Origin of the sequence: Pseudomonas sp. B1(2018), from assembly GCF_003097365.1 — a bacterium.
Classification (GTDB): domain Bacteria; phylum Pseudomonadota; class Gammaproteobacteria; order Pseudomonadales; family Pseudomonadaceae; genus Aquipseudomonas; species Aquipseudomonas laurylsulfatiphila.
The window spans coordinates 54,028-66,305 of the sequence record NZ_PYUK01000025.1 but is presented as its reverse complement, the minus strand read 5'-3'; the positions used below and the strand labels follow the sequence as shown (position 1 = coordinate 66,305).

Sequence of the window (12,278 nt, the reverse complement as noted above, 5' to 3'; positions counted from 1 at the left end):
TTTTTCAAAATAGGTGTTGAATAGTCCTTAAAAATCAGTATTATACGCGCCACCACACAGCGGGTCGTTAGCTCAGTTGGTAGAGCAGTTGGCTTTTAACCAATTGGTCGTAGGTTCGAATCCCACACGACCCACCATTTTTAGCAGTTTTAAAAGTCTGGAAGGCCCACGCAAGTGAGGATTTCCGGATTTTTTTTTGCCTGCGATTCAAGTCCGCCTCGCTCCGGGCTACTGCGCAAGACGCAGATCAGAATCATCTTTTGCATCTGTCGGATATTCTGTAGCCTTGCGCAGCTTCAACGCTGTCCGTGCCTGATGAATACTCACTTTCCCGGCGGTACCCTGAAGGGTCCGGAGCCGGGTGTATACTCGACTTTCGCGCGAATGCGCCTGCAGGTCTTGCGAACATGACGCAAATATCCGAACGCCTTCTGGTTCAAGCCCACCTCGACGCCAAACAGCCCAAACCGCTGACCGCCGATGAAGAGGCTTACTACCGTGCCGCCATCGCTGCCGAGCTCAAGGCTCAGGACGCGGTGCTGGTGGCCCACTTCTATTGCGACCCTGTCATTCAGGCGCTGGCCGAAGAGACGGGCGGCTGTGTCTCCGACTCGCTGGAGATGGCCCGCTTCGGCAATGCCCATCCGGCCAAGACCGTGGTCGTCGCCGGCGTGAAGTTCATGGGGGAGACTGCCAAGATCCTCAATCCGGAAAAACGCGTGTTGATGCCGACCCTCGAAGCGACCTGTTCGCTCGACCTGGGGTGCCCGGTGGACGAGTTTTCCGCGTTCTGCGACCAACACCCGGAGCGCACGGTCGTGGTGTACGCCAACACTTCCGCTGCGGTAAAAGCCCGCGCGGATTGGGTGGTGACTTCAAGCTGTGCGCTGGAAATCGTCGAAAGCCTGATGGACAACGGCGAGACCATCATCTGGGGGCCGGACAAGCACCTGGGGACCTACATCCAGCGTCAGACCGGTGCCGACATGCTGCTGTGGGACGGTGCCTGCATCGTTCACGAAGAATTCAAGTCCAAGCAGCTTGAAGACATGAAGGCGCTGTACCCGGATGCTGCGATCCTGGTGCACCCGGAGTCGCCGACTTCGGTGATTGAACTGGCCGACGCCGTGGGCTCCACCAGTCAGTTGATCGCGGCGGCACAGAGCCTGCCGAACAAGACGCTGATCGTTGCCACCGACCGCGGCATCTTCTACAAGATGCAGCAGCTGTGCCCGGACAAGGTCTTTATCGAAGCCCCGACGGCGGGTAACGGCGCGGCGTGCCGCAGTTGTGCACATTGCCCGTGGATGGCCATGAACACCCTTGAGCGCACGCTCAAGGCGTTGAAAGAAGGTGCGAACGAGATCTTTGTCGATCCGGCGCTGATCCCGCAGGCGATTCGACCGCTCAAGCGGATGCTGGACTTCACCCAGGCGGCGCGGATGAAACTGGCTGGGAACGCTTAAAAGCCGGAAAGCAAAAGATCGCAGCCTTCGGCAGCTCCTGCAGGTGTAAACAAAACCCTGTAGGAGCTGCCGAAGGCTGCGATCTTTTTTGTGGGTGTTACTTGGTCTTCTTCGGAATCCGCACCAGTTCGGTATTGGAATAGATGTCATGCCAGCTGCGTTGCTGTTTGTCGAACAGCGACCAGAAGAACCCAAGGCCAACACACAGCAAGGAAGCGATCGACACCACAAAGCGCAACAGCGCCTGCCACAGGCTGATGGATGAGCCGTCGGCGTTCTGCACGCGAATGCACCAGACCTGCATGCCCAGGGTCTGACCCGACCAGGTCCAGAATTTGGCGAAGAAGCCGAACAGTACGAACAGCAGGACGGTGGAGAGCAGGGGATCGCCGTCCAGCGCGCCGGCTTCGGTCAGGGTGCGCATCCTTTCTTCGCCGATGATCGCCATCTGGATCATCTTGTAGAGGCCGCTGGTGACGATCAGCAGGGCGGTGCACAGCAGGAAATCATAGAACATGGCTGCCAGACGACGACCCAGGCCAGCGGCAGGAAAGTCGCCCTGGGGAGTAAGCAGGTGTTTCGACATGGCAGGCTCTCGGCGAAAAAAGAAGCCATTTTACGGATTTACGCGCACAAAAAAGCCCCTGATGTCAGCATCAGGGGCTTTTTCGTTACAGAAGATTAGGCTTCTGCTTGTACTTCGTCAGCCTGCATGCCTTTCTGGCCTTGCACGGCGATGAAAGTCACTTTCTGGCCTTCTTTCAGGCTCTTGAAGCCGTTGCCCTGGATGGCGCGGAAATGCACGAACAGATCCGGACCGCTTTCAGGAGTGATAAAACCAAAACCTTTCTCGTCGTTAAACCACTTGACGGTACCGCTCTGACGTTGGGACATTTCTTATTTCCTTTGACGCAAAAAATTAATGACAGTCTCCTTCTCATGAAAGAGTACTGGGGCTGGTTGCAGGAGAGTAAGAAGACGTCGAACGGGATGTAGCTAACTTGTAGGCTACTGCCCAGGTCACGATTCCAAGCGACCCATGCAAACACAGTGAACAAACTCTACGCCAACTACGGGAGAAAAAACAAGCCCTGTGAAGGCCCCGTATTTCCTCAGGTTGATGGCAAAGTCAGTCCACTAGTGGGGCCTTATACGCTAGCGCTGTTCAAATGTTTTCGATCGTTATAAGCAAAGTTCATAATCGAAGCTTAGAGCCAAACAATGCACTATTTTATGGCGGTTGCGTTACACATTAGTGCACAGTTAACGCAACCGCGTTACTTATAGGAACATTCAATCAGCCGCGATAGTAGCGTTGTGGAACAAATGGCATTTTGCTTACAAGCAATGGCACCTTTTTCCCACGCACAATCGCCCAGACGGGTGTGTCCAGTGCGATATAGGCGCTGTCGACATAACCCATGGCCAGCGGGCCGCCCAGGGTCGGCCCGAAACCGCCGCTGCAGACGCTACCGATGATGTCGCCGGCTTCGTTGACGATCTCGGCACCCTCGCGCACCGGTGTGCGTTCCTGCGGTAACAGGCCGACGCGTTTGCGGCTGACACCTGCCTGTTGCTGGGCGAACACGGTTTCGGCGCCAGGGAAGCCGCCGGCCCGTGCGCCATCGGCGCGACGCGGCTTGGATATCGCCCACAGCAGGCTCGCTTCGATCGGGCTGGTCTCGGTGTTCATGTCATGCCCGTACAGGCACAAGCCCGCCTCAAGGCGCAGGGAGTCGCGGGCGCCAAGGCCGATGGCGGCCACTTCCGGTTCGGCCAGCAGGGCGCGAGCCAGGGCTTCGGCGTTGGCGGCGGGGACGGAAATTTCGAAACCGTCTTCGCCGGTGTAACCCGAGCGGCTGACAAAACAGTCCACGCCCAGCAGCTTCACGCGGGCGAACTGCATGAAGGTCATCTTCGCAACTTCCGGGGCCAGGCGTGCCAGCACGGTCACTGCAGCCGGGCCTTGCAGGGCAAGCAGGGCACGCTCTTCGAACAGCGGCTCGATCGTGCACTGCTCACCGATGTGCTTGCGCAGGTGGGCCAGGTCCTGATCCTTGCAAGCGGCGTTGACCACCAGGAACAGTTCGTCGTTGCCCAGGTTGGCGACCATCAGGTCATCGAGGATACCGCCCGTCGCATTGGTGAACATCGCGTAACGCTGCATGCCCACCGGCAGGTCGATGATGTCCACCGGCACCAGGGTTTCCAGGGCCTTGGCGGCATCGGCGCCGGTCAGGCGGATCTGACCCATGTGCGAGACATCGAACAGCCCGGCCTGGTCGCGGGTGTGCTGGTGTTCTTTCATCACGCCCAGCGGGTATTGCACCGGCATGTCATAGCCGGCGAACGGCACCATGCGCGCGCCGAGTTCGATGTGCAGCGCGTGCAGCGGGGTTTTCAACAGTTGTTCGGTGGACATATTCAGCTCCTGAAGAAGGGTGCAGATGAGCGCGCATCAGCACTCGATAATGTTGACCGCCAAACCGCCACGGGCGGTTTCCTTGTATTTGCTTTTCATGTCGGCGCCGGTCTGGCGCATGGTGCGGATGACCTTGTCGAGGGAGACGAAGTGTTGCCCGTCGCCGCGCATGGCCATGCGCACGGCATTGATGGCCTTGACCGAACCCATGGCGTTGCGCTCGATGCAAGGCACCTGCACCAGCCCGCCAATCGGGTCGCAGGTCAGCCCGAGGTTGTGTTCCATGCCGATTTCCGCGGCGTTCTCCACTTGTTGCACGCTGCCACCGAGCACTTCGCACAAGGCTCCGGCCGCCATCGAGCAGGCGACGCCGACTTCACCCTGGCAGCCGACTTCGGCGCCGGAAATCGAGGCGTTTTCCTTGTACAGAATGCCGATGGCGGCGGCAGTGAGCAGAAAGCGCACCACCCCGTCATCATTCGCGCCGGGGATAAAACGCATGTAGTAATGCAGCACAGCCGGAATGATCCCGGCCGCACCATTGGTGGGTGCCGTGACCACGCGTCCGCCGTTGGCGTTTTCTTCGTTGACGGCCAGGGCGTAGAGGTTGACCCAGTCCAGCACGGACAGCGGATCGCGCAAGGATGATTCAGGGTTGCTGCACAATTGCCGATGCAGCGCTGCCGCCCGGCGTTTGACCTTCAAGCCTCCGGGCAGGATGCCTTCATTACGGCAACCGGCGGCGACGCAGTCCTGCATGACCTGCCAGATCTTCAGCAGGCCGGCGCGGGTTTCCGCTTCCGGGCGCCAGGCGCTTTCGTTCGTCAGCATCACCTGGCTGATCGACAGGCCGTATTTGGCGCAATGAGCGAGCAGGTCCTTGGCGCTTTTGAAAGGAAAGGTCAGGGGCGTGGCGTCTTCGACGATGCGGTCGGCGCCGGCGGCGTCCTCATCGACCACGAAACCGCCGCCGACCGAGTAGTACTCGCGGCTGCGGATCTGCAGACCCGCCGCATCGAAGGCGCGAAAAATCATGCCGTTGGGGTGATAGGGCAAGGGTTTGCGAATCATCGCCAGGTGTTCTTTCTCGTTGAACGCAATGTTGTGTTCGCCGAGCAGGTTCAAGCGTGCGTTGCTGCGAATCTCTTGCAGGCGCGCAGCGACGGTTTCGGTATCCACGGTGTCCGGGTGTTCGCCTTCCAGGCCCAGCAGCACGGCCTTGTCACTGCCGTGGCCTTTGCCGGTGGCGCCAAGCGAGCCGTACAGCTCGACCTTGACGCAGGTGGTGGCCGTCAGCAGCCCTTCACGGCGCAGGCCTTCGACGAAACGCGCAGCGGCGCGCATCGGGCCAACGGTGTGGGAGCTGGAGGGGCCGATGCCAATCTTGAACAGGTCGAACACGCTTAACGACATGGTGGTTCTCCGGTTTCTTGTTATAGGCGTATCACGGGAGATGCTTTGTGTGTAGGAGCTGCCGCAGGCTGCGATCTTTTGATCCTGTTTTTTCAAGATCAAGATCAAAAGATCGCAGCCTGCGGCAGCTCCTACACAGGGATGCGGTGTTCTTGAAGGGGGGCGGGTGAGCCGCCCCCCATGTATCAAGCGTAGCTTTCGATCGACGGGCAGGCGCAGACCAGGTTGCGGTCGCCAAACACGTTGTCGACGCGACCGACCGGCGGCCAGTACTTGCCTTCGATCAGCGACGCAACCGGGTAAACCGCTTGCTCGCGGCTGTACGGGTGCGACCACTCGCCCACCAGTTCCTTGGCGGTGTGTGGAGCGTTTTTCAGCGGGTTGTCGTCCTTGTCCAGGGTGCCGTTTTCCACCGCGCGGATTTCTTCGCGGATGCGGATCATGGCGTCGCAGAAGCGGTCCAGTTCTTCCTTGGATTCGCTTTCGGTCGGCTCGATCATCAGCGTGCCGGCTACCGGGAACGACATGGTCGGCGCGTGGAAGCCGAAGTCGATCAGGCGCTTGGCCACGTCATCGACGCTGATGCCGCTGCTGTCTTTCAATGGACGCAGGTCGAGGATGCATTCGTGCGCCACCAGGCCGTTGCTGCCGGTGTACAGCACGGGATAGTGCTCTTCGAGGCGACGGGAGATGTAGTTGGCATTGAGGATCGCCAGCTGCGAAGCGCGCTTGAGACCCGCACCACCCATCATGCGAATGTACATCCAGGTGATCGGCAGAATGCTCGCGCTGCCGAATGGTGCCGCGCAAACGGCGCCTTCCTTGCGCTCCATCTGTGCGTGGCCCGGCAGGAACGGCGCCAGGTGCGATTTCACACCGATCGGGCCAACGCCCGGGCCGCCACCACCGTGGGGGATGCAGAAGGTCTTGTGCAGGTTCAGGTGCGACACGTCGCCGCCGAACTTGCCCGGCGCGCAGAGGCCGACCATGGCGTTCATGTTGGCGCCGTCGATGTACACCTGGCCGCCGTTGTCATGAACGATGCCGCAGATTTCGCGGATGCCTTCTTCGAACACGCCGTGGGTCGACGGGTAGGTGATCATCAGCGCGGCGAGGTGCTCGCGGTGCTCGATGGCCTTGGCGCGCAGGTCTTCGATGTCGACGTTGCCACGGGCATCGCACGCGGTCACGACCACACGCATACCGGCCATCTGAGCGGTAGCCGGGTTGGTGCCGTGGGCCGACGACGGGATCAGGCAGATGTCGCGGCGGTCTTCGCCACGGCTCTGGTGGTAGGCGCGGATCGCCAGCAGGCCGGCGTATTCACCCTGGGAACCGGCGTTCGGTTGCAACGAAACCGAGTCGTAGCCGGTCGCAGCGCACAGCATGGCTTCCAGTTCGTCGGTCAATTGCTGATAACCGGCGCTTTGCTCGGCCGGGGCGAACGGGTGCAGGGCGCCGAATTCGGCCCAGGTCACCGGGATCATTTCGCTGGCGGCGTTGAGTTTCATGGTGCACGAGCCCAGCGGGATCATGGTGCGGTCCAGCGCCAGGTCCTTGTCCGCCAGTTTGCGCAGGTAGCGCATCAGCTCGGTTTCCGAGTGATAGCGGTTGAACACCGGGTGGCTGAGGATTGGCGACTGACGTACCAGCGCGGCCGGGATGGCGCTCTGCACCGAGGCGGCGAGGGTGGCGAAGTCCGGCAGGGCCTTGCCGTCGGACAGCAGGCTCCACAGGGTTTCAACGTCGGCTTGAGTGGTGGTTTCGTCCAGGGACAGGCCCAGGCGCTCGCCATCGACCACGCGCAGGTTGATGCGCTGGGCGTGCGCCTTGTCGTGCAGGGCGGCGGTTTGAGCGCCGGTCTTCACGGTCAGGGTGTCGAAGAAGTTCGCTTGCTCGACGTTCAGACCCAATGCGTTCAAGCCTTTGGCCAGGATCGCAGTCAGGTGATGCACGCGATTGGCGATTTGCGTCAGGCCTTTCGGACCGTGGTACACGGCGTACATGCTGGCGATGTTGGCCAGCAGCACTTGCGCGGTGCAGATGTTCGACGTGGCTTTCTCGCGACGGATGTGTTGTTCGCGGGTCTGCATGGCCAGGCGCAGGGCCGGGTTGCCGAAACGGTCTACGGAAACACCGACCAGGCGGCCCGGCATGTCACGCTTGAAGGCGTCCTTGGTGGAGAAATAAGCGGCGTGCGGGCCACCGAAGCCCAGCGGCACGCCGAAGCGCTGTGCGCTGCCGATGGCCACGTCGGCACCGAATTCGCCCGGTGCGGTCAGCACGGTCAGGGCCAGCAGGTCGGCCGCCACGGCGACCAGGGCGTTGGCGGCGTGGAAACGTTCGGTCAGCTCGCGGTAATCGAACACGTCACCGTTGCTTGCCGGGTATTGCAGCAGGGCGCCGAAGAACGGCGTCACGTCGGTCAGTTCACGCTCGTCGCCAACCACCACGTCGATGCCCAGAGGCTCGGCACGGGTGCGCAGTACGTCGAGGGTCTGCGGGTGGCAATGCACGGAGGCGAAGAACTGATGGCTGCCTTTGTTCTTGCTCAGGCGTTTGCAGAAGGTCATGGCTTCGGCAGCGGCGGTGGCTTCGTCGAGCAGCGAGGCGTTGGCGATCGGCAGGCCGGTGAGGTCGCTGATCAGGGTCTGGAAGTTCAGCAACGCTTCGAGACGGCCTTGGGAAATTTCTGGCTGGTACGGGGTGTAGGCGGTGTACCAGGCCGGGTTTTCCAGCAGGTTGCGCAGGATCGGCGACGGCGTGTGGGTGCCGTAGTAGCCCTGGCCGATGAAGGTCTTGAACAGCTGGTTTTTGCTCGCGATGGACTTGATCAAGGCCAGGGCATCGGCTTCGCTCAAGCCGTCTTCCAGGCCGAGGACGCTGGTGCCCTTGATGCTGTCGGGAATCACGCTGGCGCTCAGGGCTTCCAGGGAGTCGAAGCCGAGGCTGTTGAGCATGGCTTGCTCGTCACCGGCGCGAGGGCCGATGTGACGGGCGATGAATTCGTTGGCAGTGGTCAGATTCACTTGGGTCATGTCAGTGCTCCTCAGGCTTCGGCTTGGGCTTTGATCAGGCGGTCGTAGGCGTCCTGGTCCAGCAGTTGGCCGACAGCGGAGGCATCGGCAGGTTTGAAACGGAAGAACCAGCCTTCGCCCAGCGGATCTTCGTTGACCAGCTCAGGGCTGCTGTCCAGGGCCGGGTTCACTTCCAGCACTTCGCCGTCCAATGGCATGTACACGCCGCTGGCAGCCTTTACCGATTCCACGGTGGCGGCTTCGGCGCCTTTGTCGTAGGACTGCAGCTCAGGCAGTTGAACGAAAACCACGTCGCCCAGGGCGTTCTGTGCGAAAGCGGTGATGCCGACCGTGACGCTGCCGTCAGCTTCGGTGCGCAGCCATTCGTGATCTTCAGTAAAACGCAACTCGCTCATGGAAACTCCTAAGGGGCCAGACTCGTCTGGTGGACGCGATTGAATGCTTGGGCGATGCCCTGTGATGGAGAACTACATAGCAAGAACGCGGCCAATGTTGATTTTATTGTTATTGATCAATGATTTAGGTGGTTTCGATAAAGCTTGAAATTCATTCGCTGTAGCGAAATCGATACGGCATATGTCGATGATAAAAGCCGAGGTGGATCAAAGCCTTGCACAGCCGTGATCGGAGAGGGGTGTAGCGTTATCGTTCCGCTGTAGCGCTTTCAGTACAGATGGAGGTCGTTTTTGAACGGGTCTGTAGGAGCTGCCGCAGGCTGCGATCTTGTTGCAGGCACCATAAGATCAAAGTCAAAAGATCGCAGCCTGCGGCAGCTCCTACAGGGGGAGGGGTCAGGCTTTGCCGGGTATGCCGTACTTGCGCAACCGATGGGCAATCGCGGTGTGGGAGGTTTGCAGGCGGGTTGCCAGTTGCCGGGTCGAGGGATAGCTGACGTAGAGTTTTTCCAGCAGGGTCTTCTCGAATTCGTCCATGGCCTGTTCCAGGCTGTCGACGTCATGGTCGCCCTGGCGGGCCACTGAGGTGCCGGCGATGTCGAGGTCGCCGATGTCCACCAGGCTGCTTTCACAAATCGCCGCGGCGCGGAAGATCACGTTCTGCAATTGCCGCACGTTGCCCGGCCAGCGGTTGCCCAGCAGCGCCGGGTAAGTGCCCGGTGCCAGGCGACAGATCGGGCGCTGGATCTGCGCACAGGCCTGCTGCATGAAGTAGCGGGCCAACAGCAGGATGTCCTGGCCGCGCTCGCGCAACGGCGGTACTTCAACATTCAGGACGTTGAGGCGATAGAACAGGTCTTCGCGGAACAGGCCTTCGCTGACCATTTTTTCCAGGTCGCGGTGGGTGGCGCTGAGGATCCGTACGTTGACCTTGACCTCACGGTCACCGCCGACCCGGCGAAAACTGCCGTCGTTGAGGAAACGCAGCAGCTTGGCTTGCAAATACGGCGACATCTCGCCGATTTCATCGAGAAACACCGTGCCCTGGTTGGCCAGCTCCATCAGCCCAGGCTTGCCACCACGTTGCGCGCCGGTGAAAGCGCCGGGGGCGTAGCCGAACAGTTCACTTTCGGCGAGGTTTTCCGGCAATGCCGCGCAGTTCAACGCCAGAAAGGGGGAGCTGTGCCGGGCGCTGATGGCGTGACAGGCACGGGCCACCAGTTCCTTGCCGGTGCCGGTTTCGCCCTGGATCAGCAACGGTGCATCGAGGGCCGCCACCCGCTGGGCGCGCGCCTTGAGGGTGCGGATCACCGGGGACTCGCCGAGCAGTGCATCGAAACCTTCGGCGTGATCATGGTGCAGCGCGGACAGACGTTCGCCGATGCGGTTCGGCTGGTACAGGGTCAACAGGGCGCCGGCGTCGGTGATCGGCGTGGCGTCGAGCAGGAAGGTCTGGCCATTGACGATGATTTCCCGCAGGGGCAGGCGAAAGCCGTGTTCGAGCAGGGCGTCGAGCAAGGCCGGGTCGGCAAACAGCTCGGCCACACTTTCACCATTCGGTTCGCGGCCGTACAGGGCGATCAACGCCGGGTTGGCCAGCAACACCTTGCCGTCGCTGTCCAGTGCCAGCACCGGGTCGGTCATGGCGGCCAGCAATGCGTCGAGCTGCAAGTGCCGACGCTGGCCGGGCAGGATGTCGACCACCGTCACCGCTTGTACGCCACGCACGCTGAACAGGGCATCGCGCAGTTCTTCGAGGACTTGCGGGCTCAGGGTCGGGGCGTCGATGTAAACATTGGGCGGGACCATTTCCACCGCATCCAGGTTCAGATTGCGCCCGCCAAGCAGGGCCAGGACTTCCTGGGTAATACCGACGCGGTCGATGAAGCTGACGTGGATACGCATGGGGCGGTTTCGGGTTCTGCAGTGCGGAGGGTGGCAAGTATGCCTTGGGGCGGGCTAATGGTGAAATCTTGCGCGGACTTCGATAGGTCGATGATCTCCCCTGTGGGAGCGGGCTTGCTCGCGAAAGCGGTGTATCAGTCGCCAACGATGGTGCCTGACACGACGCTTACGCGAGCAAGCCCGCTCCCACAGGAAATGTGGGCTACTCGAATTTCTCGAGATCTATCGGGTCGCCGGATTTCATATTCAGTTGCGTGCGGATGTCTTCGAACATCAGGTCGTAATGTTCGTGTGACGAACCAATGGCGATTTTTTCTTTGGGAATGCCATATTTCTCGGCGATTTTCGTCACGTTGCTGGCGAAGTTGTAGGCTTCCTCCTTGGGCAGGAAGAAGGGCTCCTTCAGCTCCTTGCCCTGAATGCTGCCATGCATGGTGAACTGAATGCCTTTTTCCCCTTTGGGGTTCTTGCTGACTTCATAGTCGAGGTGGATGTTGTAGCTCACATCATCCTTGGTCAGCGCGTGACGCTCGATGTGCAAGTGGCCTGGCTCAAACATTGCCATGGACGTCTCTCCTTACGAGTAAATAATGCCCGGTGTTGCCGTGCTGATGCGCGTACCGGCCTTGCCCTGAACGATCGCTTCGATGTCTGCGAGCGAGCCAATCACTGCCACTTTTCCAGTATGGCGCGCGAATTCGCAGGCTGCCTGCACCTTCGGTCCCATAGAGCCGGCGGCGAAGCCGAGTTTTTCCATTTCGTCGGGGTGCGCCTGGGCGATGGCTTTCTGCGTGGGTTTGCCAAAGTCGATGAAAGCGGCGTTGACGTCCGTGGCGATCACCAGCAGATCGGCTTCAAGCTGTTCAGCCAGCAGCGCCGAGCACAGGTCCTTGTCGATGACCGCTTCGACGCCCTCGAGTTTGCCGGGCGAGGTATACATGGTCGGAATGCCGCCGCCGCCGGCGCAGATCACGATGCTGCTTTTTTCCAGCAGCCATTTGATCGGACGGATTTCGAAGATGCGTTTCGGTTTCGGGCTGGCGACCACGCGACGGTATTTGTCGCCGTCCGGGGCGATGGCCCAGCCTTTCTCGGCGGCGAGTTGTTCCGCCTCGGCCTTGCTGTAGACCGGGCCGATGGGTTTGGTCGGGTTCTTGAAGGCGGGGTCATTGGCATCGACTTCGACCTGGGTCAGCAGGGTCGCGAAGGGCACTTCGAAGTCCAGCAGGTTGCCCAGTTCCTGTTCGATGATGTAGCCGATCATGCCTTCGGTCTCGGCGCCGAGCACGTCCAGCGGGTAGGGTGAAACCGAGGTGTAGGCCGCCGCCTGCAATGACAGCAGGCCGACCTGGGGGCCATTGCCGTGGGCGATGACCAGTTGGTTGCCGGGATGGATCTTGGCGATCTGTTCGGTGGCGATCCGGATGTTGGCGCGCTGGTTGTCAGCGGTCATCGGTTCGCCGCGGCGGAGCAGGGCATTACCGCCCAGAGCAACGACGATTCGCATGGTGCAGTCCTTTTGGGGGTAGGAGCTGCCGGAGGCTGCGATCTTTTGATCTTTGAAGATCAATAGCAAGATCAAAAGATCGCAGCCTTCGGCAGCTCCTACAGGTCAGTGATCGATCGTGGAAGCGTGATC

The 12,278-nt window shown here is 60.6% G+C and carries 10 protein-coding genes and 1 tRNA gene; 2 read left to right on the top strand and 9 right to left on the bottom strand.

Annotated features, from left to right (window positions below; genetic code table 11):
• Positions 1-61 precede the first annotated feature (61 nt).
• Together C9422_RS28610 and nadA are read left to right on the top strand one after the other, a co-directional pair.
• Positions 62-137 (top strand) — tRNA-Lys (locus C9422_RS28610).
• Between the two features lie 270 nt (positions 138-407).
• On the top strand, positions 408-1,466 hold the full coding sequence (gene nadA, locus C9422_RS28605) for a quinolinate synthase NadA (RefSeq protein WP_007995624.1): 1,059 nt from the start codon (positions 408-410) through the stop codon (positions 1,464-1,466).
• 97 nt (positions 1,467-1,563) lie between these two features.
• Here the strand turns inward: nadA and C9422_RS28600 are convergent, their stop codons facing one another.
• The 9 genes from C9422_RS28600 to arcC all read right to left on the bottom strand — a co-directional run bounded on the left by C9422_RS28600 (position 1,564) and on the right by arcC (position 12,146).
• A complete protein-coding gene (locus tag C9422_RS28600) occupies positions 1,564-2,052 on the bottom strand; it encodes an RDD family protein (RefSeq protein WP_116582958.1) in 489 nt (162 codons plus the stop codon).
• A 95-nt stretch (positions 2,053-2,147) separates the two neighbouring features.
• The gene (locus C9422_RS28595) at positions 2,148-2,360 is read right to left on the bottom strand and encodes a cold-shock protein (protein ID WP_007977299.1); all 213 of its coding nucleotides are present in this window, start codon (positions 2,358-2,360) and stop codon (positions 2,148-2,150) included.
• 403 nt (positions 2,361-2,763) lie between these two features.
• The gene (gene gcvT, locus C9422_RS28590) at positions 2,764-3,888 is read right to left on the bottom strand and encodes a glycine cleavage system aminomethyltransferase GcvT (protein ID WP_095965383.1); all 1,125 of its coding nucleotides are present in this window, start codon (positions 3,886-3,888) and stop codon (positions 2,764-2,766) included.
• Between the two features lie 36 nt (positions 3,889-3,924).
• Positions 3,925-5,301, bottom strand: a complete 1,377-nt coding sequence (locus tag C9422_RS28585) for an L-serine ammonia-lyase (protein ID WP_116582957.1) — start codon at positions 5,299-5,301, stop codon at positions 3,925-3,927.
• 185 nt (positions 5,302-5,486) lie between these two features.
• The gene (gene gcvP, locus C9422_RS28580) at positions 5,487-8,339 is read right to left on the bottom strand and encodes an aminomethyl-transferring glycine dehydrogenase (RefSeq protein WP_116582956.1); all 2,853 of its coding nucleotides are present in this window, start codon (positions 8,337-8,339) and stop codon (positions 5,487-5,489) included.
• Between the two features lie 11 nt (positions 8,340-8,350).
• The gene (gene gcvH / locus C9422_RS28575) at positions 8,351-8,734 is read right to left on the bottom strand and encodes a glycine cleavage system protein GcvH (protein ID WP_007977291.1); all 384 of its coding nucleotides are present in this window, start codon (positions 8,732-8,734) and stop codon (positions 8,351-8,353) included.
• Between the two features lie 396 nt (positions 8,735-9,130).
• Positions 9,131-10,639 (bottom strand): sigma-54-dependent transcriptional regulator, encoded by a 1,509-nt coding sequence (locus tag C9422_RS28570; RefSeq protein ID WP_007977290.1) that lies wholly within the window; start codon positions 10,637-10,639, stop codon positions 9,131-9,133.
• A 202-nt stretch (positions 10,640-10,841) separates the two neighbouring features.
• Positions 10,842-11,204 (bottom strand): DUF5064 family protein, encoded by a 363-nt coding sequence (locus C9422_RS28565; RefSeq protein WP_116582955.1) that lies wholly within the window; start codon positions 11,202-11,204, stop codon positions 10,842-10,844.
• A gap of 12 nt (positions 11,205-11,216) precedes the next feature.
• Positions 11,217-12,146, bottom strand: coding sequence for a carbamate kinase (gene arcC, locus C9422_RS28560; RefSeq protein WP_116582974.1), 930 nt, complete (start codon positions 12,144-12,146; stop codon positions 11,217-11,219).
• Positions 12,147-12,278: the final 132 nt, after the last annotated feature.

Coding starts and splice junctions, on each gene's coding strand:
- nadA (WP_007995624.1), top strand. CDS start 408: ATGACGCAAATATCCGAACGCCTTCTGGTTCAAGCCCACCTCGACGCC.
- C9422_RS28600 (WP_116582958.1), bottom strand. CDS start 2,052: ATGTCGAAACACCTGCTTACTCCCCAGGGCGACTTTCCTGCCGCTGGC.
- C9422_RS28595 (WP_007977299.1), bottom strand. CDS start 2,360: ATGTCCCAACGTCAGAGCGGTACCGTCAAGTGGTTTAACGACGAGAAA.
- gcvT (WP_095965383.1), bottom strand. CDS start 3,888: ATGTCCACCGAACAACTGTTGAAAACCCCGCTGCACGCGCTGCACATC.
- C9422_RS28585 (WP_116582957.1), bottom strand. CDS start 5,301: ATGTCGTTAAGCGTGTTCGACCTGTTCAAGATTGGCATCGGCCCCTCC.
- gcvP (WP_116582956.1), bottom strand. CDS start 8,339: ATGACCCAAGTGAATCTGACCACTGCCAACGAATTCATCGCCCGTCAC.
- gcvH (WP_007977291.1), bottom strand. CDS start 8,734: ATGAGCGAGTTGCGTTTTACTGAAGATCACGAATGGCTGCGCACCGAA.
- C9422_RS28570 (WP_007977290.1), bottom strand. CDS start 10,639: ATGCGTATCCACGTCAGCTTCATCGACCGCGTCGGTATTACCCAGGAA.
- C9422_RS28565 (WP_116582955.1), bottom strand. CDS start 11,204: ATGGCAATGTTTGAGCCAGGCCACTTGCACATCGAGCGTCACGCGCTG.
- arcC (WP_116582974.1), bottom strand. CDS start 12,146: ATGCGAATCGTCGTTGCTCTGGGCGGTAATGCCCTGCTCCGCCGCGGC.